The organism is Streptomyces sp. NPDC020884, assembly GCF_044333935.1.
Taxonomy (GTDB): Bacteria; Actinomycetota; Actinomycetes; order Streptomycetales; family Streptomycetaceae; genus Streptomyces.
The window spans coordinates 206,023-226,874 of sequence record NZ_JBIRRY010000010.1 but is presented as its reverse complement, the minus strand read 5'-3'; the positions used below and the strand labels follow the sequence as shown (position 1 = coordinate 226,874).

Genomic DNA, 20,852 nt, shown 5'->3' with positions numbered 1-20,852 from the left:
ATGCCCTCTGAGCTGCTGTTTTTGACAGGGACCGAAAGGGAGGGGCTCAAGCCCCGCTGTCGGAATCCTGATGGTTGCACCGCGGTGGGTGGCTCTCCCGAATCGCACTCGAACCTTCGTTCGAATACCCTGGTGGTATCCGGCCGGATGGCTGGAACTGTTCGATTCGTGAGACGGGTGGTGCTTCGTGAGCGGAGTGCACCTCCATGTCTCGTCCGGGTACTCGGCCCGGTACGGCGCATCCCTGCCCGCGGACCTCGTGCGCCGGGCCGCCGAGCGGGGCATCGGCACCCTCGCGCTGACCGACCGGGACACCGTCGCCGGGACGGTGCGCTTCGCGCACGCGGCCGCGGCCGCCGGCGTCCGGCCGATCTTCGGCGTCGAGGTCGCCGTCGCCCCGTACACACCGCCCGGCCCGGCGCCCCGCCGGCGCACCCCCGTGCGGGGCGGGGCCCACGTGGTGGAGGCGGAGTACCGGGTCACGCTGCTCGCACGGAACGGGGCGGGGTGGGCGCGGTTGTGCCGGATCGTGTCGGCCGCGCACATTGCGCCGGTGAACGGGGTGCCGGTGGTGGGGTGGCCGGTGCTGCAGGAGCACGTTGCGGGCGAGGACCTGGTGGTGCTGCTGGGGCCGGTGTCCGAGCCGGTGCGGGCGCTGTCCGCCGGGCGCCCGGATCTGGCCGGGCGGCTGCTGGAGCCGTGGCAATCCGTCGCGGGGTCGGGGTTGCGGCTGGAGGCGGTGTGGCTGGGCCGGCAGGGCACCGGCCCCGGATCCCTGCGCCTGGCCGCCCGCACGCTCCAGCTCGGCGACCAGCACAAAGTACCGGTGGTCGTGTCGAACGCGGTCCGCTACGCCGACCCCGCCCAGCACCGGATCGCCGACGTCCTGGACTCCGCACGTCTCCTGCGCCCGGTCGACCGCCGGGCCCTGGACGGCGGAGAACGCTGGCTCAAGGGCCCCGAGGCCATGGCCCAGGTAGCGGGGCGGATCGCGGAGGCCGCCGGTGCCGGGCCGGAGCGGGGAGCCGCGCTGCTCGCCGAGACCGAGGCGACCGCCGATGGCTGCCGCGTCGACCCGCGGGCGGATCTCGGTATGGGCCGCCCGCACTTCCCCGAGCCGGAGGCCGTCGGCGCCGGGCGGGATCCGGGGGACGCGATGCGGCTGCTGCGGCAGCGGTGCGAGGCCGGGATGAACGCCCGCGGCCTGGACCACGACGAACGCGCCGCGGTCCAGCTGGAGTACGAGCTCGGCGTGATCGGCCGCCTCGGGTACGAGGGGTACTTCCTCGCGGTGGCGCAGGTCGTCGCGGACGTCCGGTCGATGGGTATCCGGGTGGCGGCACGCGGCTCCGGCGCCGGATCGATGGTCAACCACGCGCTGTTCGTCGCGACGGCCAACCCGCTGGAGCACCGGCTGCTGTTCGAACGGTTCCTGTCCGAGCGGCGCACGAGCCTGCCCGACATCGACCTGGACGTGGAGTCCGCCCGCCGCCTGGAGGTCTACGACAAGATCATCGCCCGGTTCGGCCGGGACCGGGTGGCGGTGACGGGGATGCCGGAGACCTACCGGGCCCGTCACGCCCTGCGCGACACCGGGCTCGCCCTCGGGATGCCGCCGCAGCAGATCGCCGAGATCGCGAAGGCCTTCCCCCACATCCGGGCCCGCGACATCCGCTCCGCGCTCACCGAGCTGCCCGAGCTGCGGAACCTCGCCGCCCGCGCCGGGGAGTTCGGGCCGTTGTGGGAGCTGGCCGAGGGCCTCGACGGCCTCCCCCGCGGATACGCGATGCACCCCTGCGGCGTCATCCTCTCCAACACCACCCTGCTGGACCGGGTGCCCGTGCAGCCGACGCCGGGCGGCTACCCGATGGTCCAGGCCGACAAGGAAGACGTCGAACTCGAAGGACTCGGCCTGCTGAAGCTCGACGTCCTCGGCGTGCGCATGCAGTCCGCGATGGCACACGCCGTCGCCGAGATCCGCCGGACGACCGGACGGCAGCTCGACCTCGACAGCCCCGACCACGTCGACCTCAACGACCAGAAAACCTTCGAGCTGATCCGCGCCGCCGACACGCTGGGCTGCTTCCAGATCGAGTCGCCCGGGCAGCTCGACCTGCTCTCCAGGCTCCAGCCGAGGCACCTCCAGGACGTCATCGCCGACATCAGCCTGTTCCGCCCCGGGCCGGTCGCCGGGGGCATGCCAGCCCGGTTCATCGCCGCCCGACACGGCGGCGCCCCCCACTACCCCCACCCCGACCTCGTACCGATCCTCGACGACACCGGCGGCGTCGTGATCTGGCACGAGCAGATCATCGCGATCCTGTCCCGGATGACGGGCTGCGACCGCGCGGCGGGCGACGTCGCCCGCCGCGCCCTCGCCGACCCCGACCGGCTCCCCGCCGTCGAAGCGTGGTTCCGGCAGGCCGCGACCGCGACCGGCCGCTACGCCCCCGAGGTCATCGACGAAGTCTGGTCGGTGATCAAGGAGTTCGGGGCATACGGCTTCTGCCGCGCCCACGCGGTCGCTTTCGCCGTGCCAGCGGTGCAGTCGGCGTGGCTGAAGGCGCACCACCCCGCCGCCCTGTACGCGGGGGTCCTGGAGCACGACCCCGGCATGTGGGACGCCCGCGTCCTGGTCGCCGATGCCCGCCGCCACGGAGTGCCGGTCCTCCCGGTCGACGTCAACGAATCCGACACCGCGTACCGGGTCGTGGAGACCGGGCAGGGGTGGGGGGTTCGGCTGTCCATGTCAGGAGTGAAGGGCATCGGCGAGGACGAAGCGGCCCGGCTGACCGCCTCCCGCCCGTACTCATCGCTCCAGGACCTGTGGCAGCGGGCCCGCCCCGCGCTCCCCACCGTCCAACGCCTCATCCGGATCGGCGCCCTGGACACGCTGCGCGGCACCCTGACCCGCCGCGACCTCCTGCTCCAGGCGGCCGAGCTCCACCGCCACCAGCGCGGCCGCCGCGCCGGGGAAGGCCAGCTCCCGATCGGCGGCGAGCTGGTCACGACCACGCCGAGCGGGCTTCCGGAGATGACCGGCCGCGAGACCCTCGACGCCGAGCTGGAAGTGCTGTCCATCGACGTCACCCACCACCTCATGGACCACCATCACCGGCTGCTGCGGGAACTCGGCGCGACCGACGCCGCGCACCTGGCCGCCCTGCACCCGGGCCAGAAGGTGCTGGTCGCGGGCGTCCGCGCCTCCACCCAGACCCCGCCGATCCCGTCGGGGAAGCGGGTCATCTTCGTCACGCTGGAGGACGGCTCCGGCTTGGTCGATCTCGCGTTCTTCGAGGACTCGCACGAGCAGTGTGCGCACACCGTCTTCCACTCCGGGCTCCTCCTGGTCCGGGGCACGGTCACCGCGCGCGGGCCGCGCCGCACCGTCGTCGGCGAACAGGCATGGGACCTCGACCAGGTCGCCATTGCACGCCGCGACCACGGCCCCCAGGCCGCCCTCGACCTCCTCGGCACCACCCGGGCCCCCACCCCCGCCGAATCCGGCTCCAGCAGCCGAGCACAGAGCGGCACGGGCGGCCGGACGCTGACCGATGGCACCGCCGGAGCCCGGCTCCACCCCTACGCTGACCTCCAGCCCGCCGGCACCCGCTCAGCCGACCTCCGCCGCCTCGGCCACCGCTCCCCCGGGAGCGCCGGATGACCACCACAACCGCCCAGCAGCTGCGGCACATCGTCCACCTGCGGTTCGAACTCCCCGACACCATCCGCCTGGAGGACCTGCGCCCGCTGCTGGAACAGGTCACCCCGCAGGTCCAGCTCCTCGAACCCGACAGCGCCGTCCTCGACGTCACCGGCGCCCTCCGCTTCTGGAACCGCGACGCCGCCGAGATCGCCCGCCTCATCCAGCTCCGCGCCGCCGCGCACCACAGTGTCCGGGCCGCCGCCGCTGCCGGGCCGAGCCGGATGGTCGCCGCCATGGCCTGCGCCCTCACACCCCCCGGATGCCTCCTCACCGTGGACCCCGCCGGGGTGAGCGCGTTCCTGCGGCCCCGCCCGGTCCGGGAGCTGCCCGGCGTCGGCCCCACCACCGTCCGCCTCCTCGTCCAGCACGGCGTTCACACCGTCGGCGACCTCGCCCACCTCCCCCTCGCTACCGTCCAGCGACTCCTCGGCGCGCGCACCGGACGCACCCTCCACGACCGCGCCCACGGACAAGACCACCGGCCCGTCGTCACCGAGCCCGTCGCCCGCTCCACCAGCGCCGAGCACCGCTTCGTCCGCGACGAACTCGACCCCGCCCAACACCGCCGGGCCCTCCTGGACCTGGCCGGACAGCTCGGCACCCGACTGCGCACCGACGCCCAGGTCGCCACAGGCCTCACCATCACCATCCGGTACGCCGACGGAGCCACGACCACCCGCACCCGCGCCCTGCCCGAAGCCACCCACCACACGACGCTCCTCGCCCGCAGCGCGTACGACCTCTACGCAACCCTCGGCCTCCAACGCGCCCGCGTACGAAGCATCACCCTGCGCGGCGAGAACCTCTCCCCCGCCGAACACGCCACCCGCCAGCTCACCTTCGACCACACCATCGACAAGACGCTGCTCATCGAAGCCGTCCAGGACCGCGCCCGGCGAAGGTACGGAACCGACGTGATCAAACCCGCGGCCCTCGCCGGGCGCCGCGAACCGACGTACCGAGCCTGAACGACCGCGCGCTTTGCCCACCGCACCGAGTCGAGCAGGGGCCTGGGGAATCCGCAGTTGCGCTGATACCGGCGGGGTCCGCATCCGTCACAAACATCTCCCCATGTGGGGCGAAGTCTTTGCAACCTCACCCCACTTGGGGCAAAGTGCGTATCGGGCACCCCGCCCGCACTCGGAGGAGAGGACTATGAACGATCTGAAGGACAGCATCGAGCGCGCCCTCGCCGACGAAGCCGAGGGCTACGACATCGACGTCATCGCGCAATCCCTCCGGCAGCGGGGCGCGCAGAGCGTGGACGATGTGCCGGCGGAAGAGTTCTGGGCCCTGGTCGAGGAGCACGCACTGCCCGACCTTGAGGAGGTGACCGAGCTCGACCGGTTCAAGGACGAGGTGGAGCAGGCGGCCAAGACGCCGCCCGGCACCCCGGCGGTCTGGCAGCGGGGCGGCGTCGCCCTGGAGATCACCGGGTTCTCCCGCGTCAACATGGAGATGCCGCAGCCGCTCGCCTCCTACCGGCTGACCGTGGCCGAAGGTGAGCCGGAGCAGCTCACCACCGAGGAGACGTCCTCCTGGTCACGCCTGTGGGAGACGGTCGAGACCCGCCTCGACGCGTGGGCAAAGGACGTGCAGGAGCGGCGCACGGAGTACGAGCGTGCCCTCGACGCCAGGGCCGCCGCCAAGGCCGCCCTGGACACCGCGACGGCAGCCGCCGAGCGCGCGCGGCGGGCTCTCGCGGCCATCGCCCCCGACGACGAGACGGGGGCGCCGCACGAGACGATGTCCAGGGACGAGGTGGCGGAGTACCTCGGAATCGCTCCCGGGTCGGTCCGCAAGCAGATGTCGCTCTGGGGCATCACGTCCACGGCCGTACGCGGCAAGAGGCGGCTGGAAGCCCGCTACCCCACGGCCGAGGTCCAGATCCGCGCCGCCCGACGGGCCGGCCAGGGGCACCGCAGCGACCTCACCTGAACCCGCCCCGGCGACACCCCGCACGTCGTACATTCGCAGCACCTGCTCCCCGCGGTCGCGGGGCTGTACCACCCCGCCGTCCCGTGCGGCCCGTCCGGGCCGCACCACCGACCGACCGGAAGCGACCGCGCCGATGCCCGTCATCAACCCGTCCGTCAGCGCCCACTTCTATCCCTCCCTGACCCTGTGGGGTTATACGGACGAGTCCCCGCCACGCCTGCGGCGCCCGGCCCAGTGGGAGATGGCCCGGCTGGCCGTTCAGGCCGGGCACTTCCTGGCCATGCACACCCGCCGACCGGAGCCGTCGCCCGAGCCGCCCGCGTTCACCGAGGCACTCGGGAACGACCTCGTGCGAGACGGGTGGATCAACTTCCGCGGGTGGCAGCGGATCGCGCCCTGCCCGCGCCCGCAGGCGCCGAGTCCGGTGGCCCCCGACGCCGTAGCGCGCCGCATGGTGTCCAGCCCGGGCGCCATGGCCACGAACCTGCGACAGCTCCTCGACCGGACGGCCCGTGCCCTGCGCTACCCGGACGATCTGCCCGACGGCGTGGCGCTCGCGATCGGGGCCCCCGGACTCACCGCCGAGTGGTGGGGATACCTGCAGAGCGGATGGCTCGCCACGCTTACCGGGGCCGGGGTGCAGAGTGCCCTGCGTCCTCTCCCTGTGGTGCCGGAGGGATGGGAAGCACGTTATCTGGAGCAGGCGATGGAGTGGCTAGCCGATCAGCCCGACCTCGGCGACGTCCGCCGCGCCTTTCACCAGAGTCGACCGCAGGCAGCCCAGGACACGGTGGACCTGCTTCGCTACGACCGTGACCGCCCCGATCTGCAGGACCGTGAGACGCGCACCGTCCTGGCCCGGCTGCTGTCCCTCTATGCGGTGGCACTCCGCCGCGGTGACGACCCGGTCATCGGCCTCGTCGCGGACCTGCGCAGGTAGAGCCCCGCCGACGACGACACCTCACGGCGCCCGACGGGCGACGCGCGGAGGAGGGGCGGGAGATTTGATGAGCCAGCGACCTCAGCCCCGGGAAGCTGCCGCTCGCCCCTCGGGCACCGTCGACGACCCGGGGGCGAGCGGCACGGCGTAGCAGCCACCGTGCCGCGACCGTCCCTGGCCTTCATCCTCTCGGGCTCAGGTGTTGGGCAGGTCGACGAACCGGTGGTACTCGGCTCGAACCGGACGGCACCGGGCGGAACGGACCGCCAAGCACCACCGGGGCCTGGTCCGCACGAAGGTCGGCGTGAAGTACGACCAGGGCGCGGCCCGGCGGATCGTCGAGCGGTCGATCCGCAAGGAGGCCGCGGCGAAGAACCGGCCGGCGGATCTGATCAACATCGCGCTGGAGAAGGTCGTGGAAGCCGGGCTGGAGCTGCCGGGGTTCTCCACCTTCGACAAGATGGCCTCGAAGATCCGCACCGAGGTGAACGCCTCGATCCGTGAGCGCATCCACGACCGGATGAGCCCATGTCAGCGAGCCGGGCTGCTGCGTCTGCTGGAAGAGCGCGACAGCGACGGGACGACGCTGTTCAACCGGTTGAAGAAGCCCGCCCAAGGGCCGACCTGGTCGCACTTCAAGAACCTGGCCAAGCGCCTGGAGCGGGTGGACGAGCCCACAAACCGACACGGTCACCGGCTACGCCTGGGCCTTCTCCACCGCCGCCGCCATCTACCTGGCCGCCGCACTCGCCGCACTCATCGAGGAGGCGCAGGTCCGCGCCAATACGCGAGCGTTCCCCGAACAGATGTCCCAGCTGAGCGCGAACCGCGGATAGATCGGGACCAGAGGTCAAAAACCGGCGGCCTCCGCCGGCACGGCCACCTGACCTCACGCCGTACGGTCCAGCCGCCCGGGCGAGGCCGCCGCCGGGGCGGCTGGACCGTACGGCGTGGTCGGCGGCGAGCCGGTGCGGGCCCGCGCCGGGGACACGTCACTCGGCCGGAACCGCCGCTGGAGGGCCGTTCTGGCACGGAGCTCCTCCAACGCCTGGTGGCCGTCGGCGAAGAGCTCGTCCGGCTCCCGGCACCGGTCACGGCTGCTTCGGCGGCCGTCTGACCATCGTGGTAGCGGCTTGATACTCCGGCGGCCCGGGAAGCGAGGAGGGACGTCCGCGTCCCCCACCTGGGCGACGTCGACGTTCCCCGGGCACCGACCCCCTCTCAGACGGGCGCAGACACGTACCGGACACCCCAAAGGGCCCGGGACGGGAGCGCCGCTCCGGTCCCGGGCTCGGGCGGCCTTCGTCGGGTCACGCTTCTACGCCAGGCTCGGGCCGGGGCTCTCGACGACGGGTGAACTCCTTGGCCCGTTCGACGCGTGAGCGGTGCGGGCCGCCCGGCGTCCTGCACCGCGCGTCAGCGCCCTGGCCACAGTCAGGACAAGTCACCTCATACACCCGCCACGGCGGAGGCGGCCTCGGCTGGTTCCTCTGCCGTTCCCTGCGTTCGTCAATGATCGGCTGTAGCCGCTCGTCATGAGGCACGTGCCGCACCTGACGATCACGGCTCCCGTTGTCGACGACGCACCCCTGGCCGCTGCCCACCCGGCACCGTGGACAGCTCGTCTTCATCCAGTGCCGCCGCGCGACCTGCTTGTGCAGCTGCGGGCGCCGAGGCGGCTGCTCAACCGGCGCGCGGGGCGCGGCGGTCTGGGCCGGGACGCGGGGCGCGGCGGTCCGGGCCGGGGCCGGCTTGTCGAGGCCCGCGCGCGCCTTCCACGTAGCGATTTGGATCTCCTGGCGCGGCCCGAGAAGACGGCCGGCTTCGGCCGCTGCCTGGATCAGCTGCTGTACCTGGGGGCGCAGACGGTCGGCGGCCAGGTTCCGGGGGAGGCTGCGGAGGTCCTCCAGGAGGGCATGTACGCGTTCGGCCGCCGCTGAGGCGACCGAGGCGAGGTGGTCGGCGGCCGTGCCGACCACGCGGATCTCCTCCTCGGTGCGGTCGGGGATGGCGGTCATGTTGACGTGGGTGAGCAGCGTCCGAACACGTGGGGTGTGGCCTGCGGCAACAGCGGCGTCCAGGTCGGCGAGGAGGCTGTGGCGGACCTCAGCCTGCTGCTCCAGCCAGTGCCTGGTGTCCGCGACGGCGGCCGCCAGCTGTGCCTGCGTCTCCTCCTTGACGCCGGTGACCCCGGCGATCTGGTCACACAGCCGGGCCACGACGACGATGGCCTCCCCCCTGCGGGCTACGGCGAGATCGCGCAGCAGATCCTGCGCCTGCGACTCGCCGTCCAGATCCTGCTCCCGCAACTCGATGTCCGGGACTTTGTCTGTCCTGCCGGGAGTCCAGGCTGGTGCGGGCTTGCTGGTACGTGAGCGGATGATCTTCTCTACCGCCGGTGTCGACAGGCCGCGCTCGGTCATCGTGCACGTGTCCAGCGCGAACCATTCGGTGGGCCGTGCGAACGCCTCGGTGCCAATCTGTACCCGGCGGGCGGTGCCTTCACTGTCCAGGCGGATCCGGTGCACGTACCAGCGGCGGATCAGGGTGTCACGGTCGACTGGTACCGACATCCCCAGCACCGGCTCGATGCCGTCGTCGTCCCATTCCGGTTTCACCGCTTGGTCCAGGTGCACGTGCAGCCGGCGGTGACGGGAGGTGATGTCCACCAGCGAGCCGACCGGTGCCCCGTTCGGCTGGGCGAAGGAGATGTCGGCTTCCTCGCCTCTGTTCCGGAGCCAGGCGGCAGCCGCGGACTTCACGTACAGGTGGTCGGCGCTGGAGACGCCTCGGGCGCGGCGGCCGCAGATGTGCGGCTGACCATCAGGGCCGGGGTGGTGTGCAAAGTGGCAGACCCGGTCGGTGTAGAGCTTCGTCGTCAGCTGTCCACCGCAGCCTCCCAGGAGGAGACCGCACCAGAAGGAGTCATGTTCGTGGAGGTTGCGGAAGGCATTGAGTTCGATGGCCTCCAGCGGCAGGACGAGCGGCTCTTCGGAATCTGCCCTGCTGAGTACCGCTGTCTGGATCTGCCGTCTATCACGCCGCACACGCCCCGCCCTTCTACTCAACACAGCGTGACAGCCGCCCCCTTCGCTGCGCAGCCGATCACCCTGTTTGCCTCCGGCGCGTAGGCACGATCACGCCGTGAGCGCCACCTCTTGGCGGGCCTTGTCCGACAACCGGGTCATGATCTCGTCTGCGGCCAACAGCTCGGTCACTGCCACCGGGTACCTTCCCCCTGCCACCAGGCCCGCCCGTCGCGTCCCGCTGCCGCAGATCATGGAACGGACCCACCGGCGGCACACCGGCGATACTCCGAGCTGCCCGATTCGGCACCCGCAATGGCCGAGAAGGCGCTGTTGCCGCGCGAGTTGTCAGCGGCCGGACAGGCCTGGCGCGGCAGGGGCACAGCGTTGTCGGGGGACACTACTGCTCATGCCGAAGCCAGCCGCTCCGCAAGCAGCGTCCTTCCTGCTGACCATCCCGCAGGGGCATGCCGCCCGTCGTCTCCTGTCCTACGCGGCCTCCTTGCCCCTGTCCTCCCCCGACGCCCAGCTGCTCGCCGTGGTCATCGCGATCAGGGCCGCGCGGGGCGGCACGTGCAGAGCCACTTCCGCCGATCTGCGGGAACTTCGGCTGGACGAAGCAGACCGGGCCGTCGGTGAGTTGCGCGGCCTGGGCTGGCAGGTTCCCGATCTGCTCCTGGACCAGGAGACCGACACCCCGGTCACGGTCACGGTGCCGGCCCTGGCGGTCGGGCCGCAGGACCACCCTCTTGCCATCGGTCAGGATGCCCGGTCACGGGTGTCAGGCTGGACCACGCGAGCGTTGGCCGTCCCGCTGATCGCAACAGGAGCGTCGGCCACCCGGCTCGCCGCGCTGTTCCTGACCGGCCACGCCTCCGCCCACTTGAACGGCACTCTGCCCAGCGACCTGCCGCGAACCTGCCGTGAGCGGATGCCCGAGCTGATGACCAGCGGCTTCCTCACCGTCCTTGTCGGAGACCGGTACCGCATCGGCTCCTCCACACGGCACCTGACCGGGCGACTGCCTCACCGGGCGGACCCGAATGATGCCCCACCGCGCAAGGGTCCGTGGAGGGTTCCTTGGCCCGCCCGGACGACCAAGGCGGAATGGGCGCAGTGGAAGCAGCAGGCCCGCCAGACAGTGCGGCAGAACGCGGAGGCGGTCGAGCACTGCGCCGTGTGCCGTCTCCCCCGGCTCCAGGTCGCGGCCGCGTTCACGGCCACCCGCTACACCGGCAAGACACCCCGGGCCGTCCGCGAGGCGTACGACGCCTGGAAGGAGCTCAACCCCGGCCACGGCCGACAGGCCGCGCAGGCCACCGCCGTGTTCCGGACCAGGCACGGACACGGCCCCTCGTACGGCCAACTGGGCTCCAGTTTGGGCTGGCCGCCGAAGCTACGCGAGTTCATCATCCAGCAGCTCCTGGCCGACAGGTGGCTCGCCGAGATCGAGTCCGTGCCGTGGACGCTGCGGCCGGGAGACACCGCAGCGGCCCACGGGATCCTCCTGCAACCACGCACCGCGAACGAGTAGCCGGCCAGGGCCCTGGCGCTGCGCGCGAGCGTGAGGCGACTTCCGTATCGAGGATGAGCTGATGCACCCCGATGTCGACGAGCTTCCCGACACCCAGGTGGACGTCGGGGTTCGGCGCCAGGGCATTGAGGATCTGTTCCGGATCGCTGGTACGGGCGAGGCCTAGGCCGACCGGGGTGCGGGAGATTGTGAGGCCTGCCGTCAACGGGCCGATGGGAGCCGATAGACGAGGAACTCGGCGGTCTCGTCCTCCGGTCCCCAGGGGCGCGCACGTGTGCGGATGAGAAGACCTTCGTCAGCTACGGCCTTGCGCAGGCGGTCGAGGCACTCGCGCCAGTGGTCCACGGCCCCCTCGGGTACCAGGCCGGACTTCGGTGAACGAGCGAAGTCGTCGGCCGGCCGCCAGGTCACCCAGGTGCACCGGTCGGCAGCCGGAGGCCACACCATCTGAGTGATGGGGCGTACACCGGCCCATCCCGACCGTGACCGCGGGTCCTCGACCCATGGACGCCACCCCGCCTTGCGGAGCACGGGATTGACGACGTCTTCCGGAGACCGGTCGGAGTACCGCCAGTACGTCTCCTGCTGGTTCGGTGGCACCGGCCCCGACAGTGCCCACGCCGTGTCGGCGGGAGTCTCCCTCGGCGGCACCCCGTCGGGCATCCGGTAGACGAGGAGCTCCGCGCCAGGGTGGTGGTGGGGCGAGGACCACCGGCTCGGCTCCACGACGTACCCCAGGGACTCCAGGGCGCGGGCGGTCGCGGCGATCCGCTCCCGCCAGTGCTCCAGCGCCCCATCGGGAAGCGCGCGCTTGTGGTGGTCCCGGCGCATCGCCGCGTCCGGCGACCAGGTCACCGTGACGCACAGCTCCGCGCCTTCCGGCCAGGCGGCCTCGGTGAGCACGTAGGCGCGGCACACCCCCACGTCCTGCGGCAGCACGTGCCGAGCGATGCGCTGACCGTGCTCCGAGACACCGTGCACCCAGCTCTCGCCGATACCCAGCCGGAGAAGGTGGTAGTTCACCAGGGCACGCCCGCTCTGCGGGTCGGCCGGATCGTAGACGGGCTCGGTCATCGCAGATCCCAAGTGGTCTGCTCGACCTCGCCGCAGACCAAGGAGGGTGTGCCGTGGCCTGCTCGAAGACGTCGGGCAATGGCGACCACTGCTGTACGGGCAACCTCGGAGGTATCAACGTGGGAAGCGTCTACATCCAGGACGCGTACGCCCTGGTGCCGGAGGAATCTGCTGGCCTGCGCGAAGTAGGCGCACTCGATGCGACTGCTGTGCTCACGCTCGTGACGGCTGTGTGCGCCCCGGGGCGCGGGCCGCTGCGCCAGGACGTCCGGCTGGGCACCGAGCATGATGACCAGGTCGGGCCGGACCATGTGCCGCTGGATCAGCGCCCACGCGACGTCCCGGTCGACCCCGCGCATGCACTGGAGAGCGAGCGAGGTGGCAACGTACCCGTCGCACACCATCACAGTCCCTCGCTCCAGCGCAGGCCGGATCGTCTCGGCGTGCCGAGAACGGTCCGCGGTTGTCAGACCCCGATAGCTGCCCGCGCCCGGCCGCGCCAGATCCCCCGAAGGGGTGCGAAACGGTCCCTGCGCGGCGACAGCGGGCAGGCCACCGGAGCGCAGCCGCTCCACAACGAGCCGGGTAGCTGCGGTCTTACCGACGCCGCCCGGCCCCTCGATCGCGATCAGCCGGCCCGGCCGCACGTTCTGATTCGGGGCACTTCGGTGAGGGTCGTCGGCCGTCGCGCGGACGGAGCAGGACGCCGACTTGTCGGTGATGATCGGGCGTGCGGTCACGGGCGACCTCCACGGTAGAAGGGGACGGCAGCGCCAACCGGACGGCGAGGGTCAGATCAGGTGGCCGTATGTCTGCGCGAAGGAGGCGAGCGCCGCCTTGCTGTAGCCGTAGAACCGGCCTTCCGCGATCGGGTCGTCCTCGTAGGGGACGGGCGCACCCCAGCGGACTACGTGGCAGCAGTCGGGGTACGGGGACCAGCTCAGCCGCACGTCTTGAAACCCCGGTCTGCCGCGCAGGAGCGAACGCGCGGCCAGCCCCGTCACGACCTCGGAGACCGACAGGTACCCGCCCTTCCGGCAGCCCCCGACGGGGACGGCCAGGGAGACGGAGCCCTCCACCTGTACGGCGAACGCCCGGTCCAGCAGGCTCGGGTCGTCCAGCCGCTGCCGGTAGTAGGCCGTCTCCTCCTCGTCGGCCGCGTCCGGCGGGAGCAGGGCGGCCAGCGGGCACAGGTCAGCTCTCACATCAATCCGCCGACTGCGGTGACGACGAGCACGACCAGAATGGCGAAGGCCGCGAGGTACAGGGCCGCAGCCTTCGCGATTCCGGGATGCTCCCGGCAGATGGTCCGCCAGGCGGCCAACCCGGTGCGGCCGTCGGCTCGGGCCCGGACGCCGCCGAACCCAATGTCGATCGACACGATCTGAACGGACTCCGGGCCCTTTGGGGATTCCTCGGTCAACGGGGTGCTTCCTTCTCTTGAGAATGCAGGGGCGCCGGACGCCGCCGGGGCAGGCCGTACAGGCCGAACGGCGGGAACAGGTCGACGCGGCGCGGGTAGTTGCCGTCCGCGCACGCCGCGCACAGCAGGTCACGGCCATCGGGGATACGCCGGGCGGCGGCGACAGGAACCTTCCAGCAGGCCTCACAGATACGGACGTCGCTCGCGGAGAGGCTGGCTATCGGGGCGCCGGGCACCGCTGGCTGGGCGCGAGCTCCCGGCGTAGGGCCAGCTTGGCGTGCCCCTTTGGCTTGCATTCCGGCGATCCCGCCGGGTGTGCGTGCATGTCCGCCCTCGCCCCGGACATCGAGTCCCCGGTCATCAGCAGTTCAGCCGAGCCGGTCCGACGATCGCCCGGTCGCAGTCCACGCATCTCACCGGGTCCGCCTCCATGCTCTCTGGAGCCTCCGGCGGGCCGGGCATTCGACGTCCGACTTGCAGTCGGGGCAGCTGAGCGTGTGACCGAGCAGAGCCCTGTAGGACACGTCGGGCCGGGCCTGCCTGAGCCGCAGCGTCGTGATCGCCATCGGTCTTTCCCCTCAGTAGATGTAGCCGCGGCCCGCCGGCTTCGGGGCAGGTTTCGGCTCGGTCTTCGGTGCCGGGGGTGCCTGACCGCTGCTGTCCTGCTGGCCCTTGGGGGCCGGCTTGTCCTTCGCCATTACCGGCTCGCCCCCTGGATACCGGCGGTGACCGTCCCGGTCACGGCAGCGGGGTGGCACAGCATCCCGGGCGAGTCCATCGGCACCGACCAGTAGACCCGGGCGTCGGAGGCCGCAGTCGTCCCCGGCCGGGGCACACCAAGGGACGCTCCGATCCCCAGGCAGGTGCTGCCGGAGACAGTCCACCGGCGGGCGGTGCTCGCCGGGACAAGGACGTAATACCAACTGGCGGCCCGGTCGCAGATCACCGGCCCGCCCTCCAGCCGCTTCGCGAGGTACCGGTCGATCTCCTGCGGCTCGGCGCTGATCGCGGCGGCCTGGACGCGGGCGGCCGGGATACGAGCGGCGGCGAAGGTCCCCCCGCACCGCAGTAGCGCGAGGCCGCCGCCCGCCCACGCCGTCACCGCCTGGTGGCGGTCCTCGGCTGCCGCGAGGAGCCAGTGCTCCGTGGCGAGGAGCCGCTCGGCTCCAGTGGTCACGATCACAACTATCCTTCCGTTAAGCGGAGTTCGGCCGCCGGGCTTCTCACACGAACGCGGAGACCGGCAGGCGCAGCGGCCCGCCCGGACCGAACGCGGCGCCCAGCGCAGTCGGGTCGGTCAACCGGCCCGAACCGTCCGGGTTCTCCAGCCAGCCGCGGCCGTTCAGGTATTCGTGAGCCGGCGGGCACAGCAGCGTCCACGGCTCGGTACGGACAGTCAGGACTCGGATGTCGGCGAGCTCCTGGTCCGCGTCGAGCGGGACCAGCCACCACGCGAGGTCGGCCTCCGGGTGGACCAGGACGGGGCCCAGGCGGTCAGAGCCGACCCGCTGCATCGCGTCCATCGTCCGGGTCAGGGTCGTCTCCGCGACCAGCCAGGACCGGCCTACGGGTATCGGAGCGAGCTGGGCACCCGCCCACCGGCGGCGCACAGACGCGGGGTCCGGGCCGCAGTTGGCGAGCCAACTCGTGCCCGCGTGCTGAGTTCGTTGGGCCATGATCAGAATGTAGGGAGCACCGAGAATCAGCGGCGAGTCTGATTCGCGATTATTCGCCGGGCCTGGTCAGTGATTCGTGGTGATGCTCACGGGCGGTCTACCTGTGCCCGCGCCCTGCTGATCAGCCGGTGCGCCGTCGACCCGTACACGGCCGCCGAGTTGAGCGCGTCCCACACCCGCTGGTACACGTTCACGCTGTCCGGGTCGTCGAGCCACAGCTCCGCGTGCCAGTCCTCCACGATCGTCAGGCGGTCGTCGTAGAGCCAGAAGCTGTTGCCGGGCGGGACGGCGACCTGGGCGCTGTACGGGACGATCCCGAGGCGCACGGTGTCCAGGCCGAGGATGCCGACGAGGCGGTCGAGCTGTGCAGCGAGCACGGCGGGCGGGCACACCCCGGCGTGCAGAGCGGCCTCCCACATGATGATATGGAACACCCTGCCGGGCTGGTACAGCAGCTCCTGCCTACGCATCCGCGCACGCACCGCATCGTCTATGTCCCGAGGAGACTGATGCAGGTCGGCGAACCGGGTGAACACGGAGCGGGCATAGTCGGGGGTCTGGAACAGCCCGACCACCATGGATGACTGCCAGGCCCGGAGTACCGTCGAGCGCTCGTACTCCACCAGCAGGGCGTCCTGGACCGGACGGTGCCCGGCCCGAAGCTGCCGACGCCACGACCGCGTGTGGGACTCCAGCCCCTCCAGCCGCGACAGGAGTTCACCGGCGACCGCCGGGTGCCCGGTCGCCTCGGCCCACGCCTTCAGGTCCTCGGCGGTCGCGGTCTGCCGCCCGGTCTCGAGCTTGGACACCTTGGACTGCGTCCACCCCAGCCGGACGGCCAACTCCCGACCCGTGAGCCCGGCACGCAGCTCACGCATCCGCGTGCCGAGGGATTCCCGGGCCTTCTGATAGTCCGTACTCACATACCGACGCTACCGCTGCGCCTGGTCGTGCGGGACGGCATGGTGCCAGGCCGCCTCGCGGACCTGCGCGTACCGCAGCACCTCGACCGGGTTCGTGATCAGCTCGACTCCAAGGAGGGTGTCCTCGCCGTCGTGGAGCAGCAACGCTACGACCCGACTGTCGAAGATCCAGAAGTCCTCGCCCGGAAGACGCAGCGCCTCGGCCCGCGAGCGGGGCAGGATGCGGATGTCCTCGCCGACCGCCGTGTTCCGGCGGGCGTTGTCCAGGAGGTACAGCTGCCCCGGCGTCGGCGGCTCGTCCAGGATCCGCACCCGCTCGAACCGCACGCCCCGTGCGGTCTGCTCGCGCCGGTTGGTGCACCACGGGTCGTTAAGGTCCCACGTCACGGGCTCGCCGGCCGCGAACTGCCGGTAGGTGTCGGTGTCCTCGTCGGACGCGTACCGAAGGCGGGACTCCAGCCTCCAGGCGGAGTGCTTGACCTTGGCGAACATGGCGCCGAAGCCCTCGAAGCCGATCATCTGCGGAACGCGGATCGGCTCCTTCGGGCCGAAGTTCGCGAGCAGTTCCCGGGGCACAACGACTGCCCCTTCCTCCTCGGTGAAGTTGGCGAGCTGGGCAAGCTCACCGGGGTCGGTGACGCGGTCGCCCTGGACCACGTACCGGTCCCCTTCCACTTCGTAGAGAGTCGGGCATCCGTCGTTGCCGGAGTTGGTGCCGACCTTGCGCAGGTGCCGGGTCATGGGGTCCTCCTGTTGATGGGACCGGCGCACCGTACCGAGGCCGCAGCCACGGTCAACAGTGCGCCGGAATGCACTGGTTGCACTGCCCCGCCGATTTTGTGGTGGCTCCGGATCGAGCACGCCGGTGTTCTCCGGTCCCCCGCTCGGCTCCGCGCCGGCGGCCCGCCGGGGCCGAATCAGATCGTCGCGGCGACCTTGCCCAGCACGGCGGCGCTCGCCGGGACGTCGTGGCTCAGCCGGACGGCCCGGTGCGGCAGCGCGGCAAGTCGGGATGCGACCTCCGCACGAGCGCTCGCCCGGCCGCCACCGTCCACCCCCTGAGCCAGTTCGACGACGTCCGGGTACCGGTCCTCCGTCTTCCCCGAGGCGGGTCGCTGTCGTGCCGCCGGAACTCGGCGGGCGGGTCCGCCGCGAGGAGGCGGGCCCAGTTGGAGCGGGCCGTCGCCGCGCGCGCCATCAGTTCGCGTTGCATGTCGGGCGCTGCGGTGGGGGTATCACGGCGCTCTCTTCCGGAGGGCGGGCCGCGGGCGCGGGCGGACGGTCGAGGTCGAGCACAGCGGTCACGGGACTCCTTCGGGGCGAGGCAGCTATGGGGACGGGGGCCGCTGCCATCAGCGCGGCGCCTGTGGACCGCTGTCCGCCGATCGGCGCGAGGGGCGCATGGCGCCGCCCCGCGGGCGGAACGTGACGCCGGTGGCGTCGAGGCGTCGGTGGATGTAGCCGTACGACCGCCCCGATTCCTCCATGAGGCCGCGAATCGTGGCGCCGCCGTCGTACCGCTTCCGCAGCTCGGCGTCGATGAGCAGTTGCACCTCGGGGCTGACCGTCTTGCGGTACTTCGGCCAGTCAAATCCGTCAGGCACGTGCGTCTGTCCCTTTGCGATGGGTGGCGGCCGTCTTCATCGGTTCAGACGGGTGAGGTTGAGGACGGGCCTGGCTAGGTGCTCATGCCGACTTCTGCAGCTCCGCGCCCGCGAACTGTCGGCGGCACGGTGCGAGGATGCTGCCGTCCGGCAGGAGCTGGCCGGTGTCCTCGAACAGCAGAACGCCGTTGCACAGCAGTTCCCATCCTTGTTCGGGGTGGGAGGCGGAGACACGGGCGGCCTGACGGTCGGGCGCGTCACCCGTGGGACACGGCGGGGTGTGCTTGCACATCGTGCTCATCGTCCTCTCGGAGCGAAGTAGGAAAGGTGGAGCCCTCTCCGGCACCGGGCCCGCCGCGGGGGATCGAAGGCACCCGGCACCGGAGAGGAGTTCATGGGGAACGGCGCTCTGCGCACGTTCAGGTCTGGCCCTCGTCGTCTTCGTCCTCGACGCGGAGACCCTGGGTCCTCGCTATCTCGTCGAGGAGGTCCGAGAGCGTCGAGGCCAGGCGGCGTACCTGGCCGAGGGACTGGGTGCCGTCACCGATCGGCTCGTCACCGATCGCTCTCCCCGCGTGGATCAGCCGGAGGATGTCGGCGGGGGGAGGGAAGCGCCGGTCCGCAGTGGCGATGGTGCTCAGCCGCTGGTGCCAGGAGCGGAGCTTCCAGTGGACGTGAACCAACTCCCGATCGGGAGGCGGGGCCGGGGACTCCAGCACCTGGTGCAGCGTTTCGAGGATCATTCCGACGGGCAGCGGCTTCCAGAGCCGCAGCCGTGCCACGACTTCCTCGTAGAACTCCGGGGTGCGGAGCGGGACGTGCTTCTCGGGGACGCGGACGGAGAGGGGGTGTGCTGCCGGCAGGGCGGCCTCCACGACGGTCATGAGCGGGTGCCGGGAAGCACCGCGCGAACGGTCTTCCCGTTCTCGTGGGGGTGCCAGGACATGGTGGCTCCGCACTCGGCGACGCGGCGGAACCCCTGCCCGACGCCGCCAGCCACGGCCTTCTCGAAGTCGGGGAACTCCGGATTGTGGTCGGCCACGTCGATCAGCAGGTCATCGACTTCAGTGAGTCCGATCCGGAGGCGGATGTTCTCGCCCGCGCACTGCCCGAACTCGCTCGCGTTGCGAACCAACTGGTCGACAGTCGCCACCGCAAAACCGCACGGGCCGGTCCAGTCGAACGCGAGCAGGCAGGCCACCGCCTGGAGGCTCGCGCTCCGGGCGTCCGGGGCCGGCAGGTACGAGCGGATCGTCATCTGGTGTTCCACGACGAGCGGCACCGGGGGCAGCGGGGCGGTGGTGGTCATGCCGCACGCGCCGGGAGAGCGAGCGCGCAGTGCACGGTGGTGCCGTCCTCGCTGATGCCCCACTCGGCGGCCAGCGCCTCAACGATGCACAGCCCGCGCCCGTGCTCCGAGACCTCATCCACGGCCCGGAGCACGGGACGTTCGTGGGAACTGTCCTTCACCTGGATGACCAGGTGCGCTTCGTCGGCGCACCAGGTGACGGTGACGTTGTCCCCGCCGCCGTGCTGGAAGGCGTTCGTGGCTAGCTCCGTGAGGACGAGCTCGGAGTCACCGATGCACGACCGTAAACCCCAGAGCTTCAGGAGCGCACAGTTCAGCCGCCGCAACTGCCCCGGCCGGCGGAGGTCATCGACTCCCATCGGCTCACCGGCCGGGGCCGAGCGGACGATACTGACCTGGCAGCGGCGAACGCTGGGTGCCCTTCTCACACGACCGCCGGGGCCCTGCGGCCCTCCTCGGTCGACCACGGTGAGTGTCATTACCCAGTCCTCCAACTCAGGGGATGCGGCAACGCAGGGACGAGCGGCAGGTATTGATGCCCCCTGTCTGGGTCCCTTCGCCTCTCGGCACAAATACTGTGTTGCATGGGAGAGTTGAGCTGCAACCCGCCGTGCAATTTTCACGCAGAATGGCATATCCAACTGACTGGACTCTTGGCTGTGCAAGGGGGACTCTGGGTGCCACAGACCTGACTCACGCATTGCAGAGCGGAACTTGGGGATGATTGAACCGGACTCTCGGACGGTTCGACTGGACTCAGGGACGGTTGGACCCGACTCGACTGGAGCGGGCCTCGGCACAACGGAAGGGGATCGGATCAGTGGCCGCACCGAAGGGACCGACCAGCCGACGGGTGCACCTGGGCAAGGTGCTGGAGAAGATGCGGGAAGACCTCAAGCTGCGCCGCGAGGACGTCGCGACCGAGCTGGGGTTCTCCCCTGAGAAGCTGTGGCGCGTGGAAAGAGGTCGTACGGGTCTGACCAACCCGAAGGACCTGCGGGCGCTCCTGGCGCACTACGGTGAAGACGACCCCGAGGTCGTCGACAGCCTGCTCCTGATCCACCGTGAGTCCTTGAGTGAAGCGTGGTGGACGCCGTACACGCCGCACCTGACCAAGGGCATGCGCGAGTACGTGGGGATGGAGAGCGATGCGCTCAGCATCGCCGCATGGCAGCCCACGCTCGTCTTCGGCCTGCTTCAGACAAAGGAGTACGCCCGTGCGCTTCTCATGTCCGCGAAGGCGGTCGATGAGACGACCACCGAGTTCATCGACGCCAACGTTGAGCTGCGTATGGACCGCAAGAAGCTGATCACCAGCACCCAGCCTCGTGGACTCTGGATCGTCATGGGCGAGGACACGCTGCGCAGCACCATCGGCAGCAGGGAGGTGATGGCCGGACAGTACGAGGAGATCAAGCGACTCGCTGCGCTGGACCACATCACCGTCCAGATACTGCCGAGCAAGGCCACCGGCTACCGAGCCAGCGGGAACTTCATCCTGCTCGACATGGGTGAACCGCTCGGGAAGATCGTCCAAGCCGACCAGCCCAGCGGGCAGGCCAGCATCTCGGAGAAGAAGCCCGAGGTCGGAAAATACGGCCGCAGGTTCGATGCCCTGCGGGCGGCGGCGCTCGATCCTAACGAGACGCCGAATTTCATAGACGAAGTCCAAAAGGACCTGGAACGAAAGAAGTAAACA

At 71.0% G+C, this 20,852-nt stretch carries 22 protein-coding genes; 7 read left to right on the top strand and 15 right to left on the bottom strand.

The window, feature by feature from the left end; translation table 11 throughout:
* The first annotated feature begins 196 nt into the window (after positions 1–196).
* From ACH4UK_RS28835 to ACH4UK_RS28815, 5 genes are all read left to right on the top strand, one after another.
* Positions 197–3,664 carry a DNA polymerase III subunit alpha gene (locus ACH4UK_RS28835; RefSeq protein WP_398361220.1) on the top strand — a complete coding sequence of 1,156 codons (3,468 nt, stop codon included), beginning with the start codon at positions 197–199 and terminating at the stop codon, positions 3,662–3,664.
* Positions 3,661–4,674: a DNA polymerase thumb domain-containing protein gene (locus ACH4UK_RS28830; protein ID WP_398360927.1), complete on the top strand. Its 1,014-nt coding sequence runs from the start codon at positions 3,661–3,663 to the stop codon at positions 4,672–4,674. Before ACH4UK_RS28835 ends, ACH4UK_RS28830 begins: the two co-directional genes overlap by 4 nt.
* A gap of 187 nt (positions 4,675–4,861) precedes the next feature.
* Positions 4,862–5,644 (top strand): hypothetical protein, encoded by a 783-nt coding sequence (locus ACH4UK_RS28825; protein WP_398360925.1) that lies wholly within the window; start codon positions 4,862–4,864, stop codon positions 5,642–5,644.
* A gap of 133 nt (positions 5,645–5,777) precedes the next feature.
* Positions 5,778–6,584, top strand: coding sequence for a hypothetical protein (locus ACH4UK_RS28820; protein ID WP_398360923.1), 807 nt, complete (start codon positions 5,778–5,780; stop codon positions 6,582–6,584).
* A gap of 199 nt (positions 6,585–6,783) precedes the next feature.
* A complete protein-coding gene (locus ACH4UK_RS28815) occupies positions 6,784–7,701 on the top strand; it encodes a DUF4158 domain-containing protein (protein WP_398360921.1) in 918 nt (305 codons plus the stop codon).
* Between the two features lie 193 nt (positions 7,702–7,894).
* On the opposite strand, the gene ACH4UK_RS28810 is transcribed toward ACH4UK_RS28815, so the two are convergent.
* Positions 7,895–9,655 carry a hypothetical protein gene (locus tag ACH4UK_RS28810; RefSeq protein ID WP_398360920.1) on the bottom strand — a complete coding sequence of 587 codons (1,761 nt, stop codon included), beginning with the start codon at positions 9,653–9,655 and terminating at the stop codon, positions 7,895–7,897.
* A 364-nt stretch (positions 9,656–10,019) separates the two neighbouring features.
* Here ACH4UK_RS28810 and ACH4UK_RS28805 point away from each other — a divergent pair, with 364 nt between their 5' ends.
* Positions 10,020–11,144 (top strand): hypothetical protein, encoded by a 1,125-nt coding sequence (locus ACH4UK_RS28805; RefSeq protein ID WP_398360918.1) that lies wholly within the window; start codon positions 10,020–10,022, stop codon positions 11,142–11,144.
* A 201-nt stretch (positions 11,145–11,345) separates the two neighbouring features.
* On the opposite strand, the gene ACH4UK_RS28800 is transcribed toward ACH4UK_RS28805, so the two are convergent.
* The 14 genes from ACH4UK_RS28800 to ACH4UK_RS28735 all read right to left on the bottom strand — a co-directional run bounded on the left by ACH4UK_RS28800 (position 11,346) and on the right by ACH4UK_RS28735 (position 19,512).
* The gene (locus tag ACH4UK_RS28800; protein WP_398360916.1) at positions 11,346–12,218 is read right to left on the bottom strand and encodes a hypothetical protein; all 873 of its coding nucleotides are present in this window, start codon (positions 12,216–12,218) and stop codon (positions 11,346–11,348) included.
* The gene (locus ACH4UK_RS28795) at positions 12,215–12,958 is read right to left on the bottom strand and encodes a dTMP kinase (protein ID WP_398360914.1); all 744 of its coding nucleotides are present in this window, start codon (positions 12,956–12,958) and stop codon (positions 12,215–12,217) included. The genes ACH4UK_RS28800 and ACH4UK_RS28795 overlap by 4 nt, the downstream gene beginning before the upstream one ends.
* A 51-nt stretch (positions 12,959–13,009) precedes the next feature.
* Complete coding sequence (locus ACH4UK_RS28790; RefSeq protein WP_398360912.1) at positions 13,010–13,423, bottom strand: DUF6302 family protein; 414 nt, start codon at positions 13,421–13,423, stop codon at positions 13,010–13,012.
* Positions 13,420–13,641: a hypothetical protein gene (locus tag ACH4UK_RS28785; protein WP_398360910.1), complete on the bottom strand. Its 222-nt coding sequence runs from the start codon at positions 13,639–13,641 to the stop codon at positions 13,420–13,422. The genes ACH4UK_RS28790 and ACH4UK_RS28785 overlap by 4 nt, the downstream gene beginning before the upstream one ends.
* 697 nt (positions 13,642–14,338) lie before the next feature.
* Entirely contained in the window at positions 14,339–14,818 is a 480-nt protein-coding gene (locus ACH4UK_RS28780) for a hypothetical protein (protein ID WP_398360908.1), read from the bottom strand.
* Between the two features lie 46 nt (positions 14,819–14,864).
* Positions 14,865–15,317, bottom strand: a complete 453-nt coding sequence (locus ACH4UK_RS28775) for a hypothetical protein (RefSeq protein WP_398360906.1) — start codon at positions 15,315–15,317, stop codon at positions 14,865–14,867.
* Between the two features lie 86 nt (positions 15,318–15,403).
* The gene (locus ACH4UK_RS28770) at positions 15,404–16,240 is read right to left on the bottom strand and encodes a helix-turn-helix domain-containing protein (RefSeq protein ID WP_398360904.1); all 837 of its coding nucleotides are present in this window, start codon (positions 16,238–16,240) and stop codon (positions 15,404–15,406) included.
* Positions 16,241–16,249: 9 nt separating this feature from the next.
* Complete coding sequence (locus ACH4UK_RS28765; RefSeq protein ID WP_398360902.1) at positions 16,250–16,981, bottom strand: DUF6879 family protein; 732 nt, start codon at positions 16,979–16,981, stop codon at positions 16,250–16,252.
* 176 nt (positions 16,982–17,157) lie between these two features.
* Positions 17,158–17,295, bottom strand: coding sequence for a hypothetical protein (locus ACH4UK_RS28760; protein ID WP_398360900.1), 138 nt, complete (start codon positions 17,293–17,295; stop codon positions 17,158–17,160).
* Positions 17,296–17,592: 297 nt separating this feature from the next.
* The gene (locus ACH4UK_RS28755) at positions 17,593–17,793 is read right to left on the bottom strand and encodes a helix-turn-helix domain-containing protein (RefSeq protein WP_398361218.1); all 201 of its coding nucleotides are present in this window, start codon (positions 17,791–17,793) and stop codon (positions 17,593–17,595) included.
* 133 nt (positions 17,794–17,926) lie between these two features.
* On the bottom strand, positions 17,927–18,136 hold the full coding sequence (locus tag ACH4UK_RS28750) for a DUF5999 family protein (RefSeq protein WP_398360898.1): 210 nt from the start codon (positions 18,134–18,136) through the stop codon (positions 17,927–17,929).
* Between the two features lie 127 nt (positions 18,137–18,263).
* A complete protein-coding gene (locus ACH4UK_RS28745; RefSeq protein ID WP_398360896.1) occupies positions 18,264–18,728 on the bottom strand; it encodes a DUF6415 family natural product biosynthesis protein in 465 nt (154 codons plus the stop codon).
* Positions 18,725–19,153 (bottom strand): hypothetical protein, encoded by a 429-nt coding sequence (locus ACH4UK_RS28740; protein WP_398360894.1) that lies wholly within the window; start codon positions 19,151–19,153, stop codon positions 18,725–18,727. Before ACH4UK_RS28740 ends, ACH4UK_RS28745 begins: the two co-directional genes overlap by 4 nt.
* Positions 19,150–19,512, bottom strand: coding sequence for an ATP-binding protein (locus tag ACH4UK_RS28735; protein WP_398360893.1), 363 nt, complete (start codon positions 19,510–19,512; stop codon positions 19,150–19,152). The genes ACH4UK_RS28740 and ACH4UK_RS28735 overlap by 4 nt, the downstream gene beginning before the upstream one ends.
* A gap of 461 nt (positions 19,513–19,973) precedes the next feature.
* Between ACH4UK_RS28735 and ACH4UK_RS28730 the strand changes: the two genes are divergently transcribed.
* Positions 19,974–20,849: a helix-turn-helix domain-containing protein gene (locus tag ACH4UK_RS28730; protein ID WP_398360891.1), complete on the top strand. Its 876-nt coding sequence runs from the start codon at positions 19,974–19,976 to the stop codon at positions 20,847–20,849.
* Positions 20,850–20,852 lie beyond the last annotated feature (3 nt).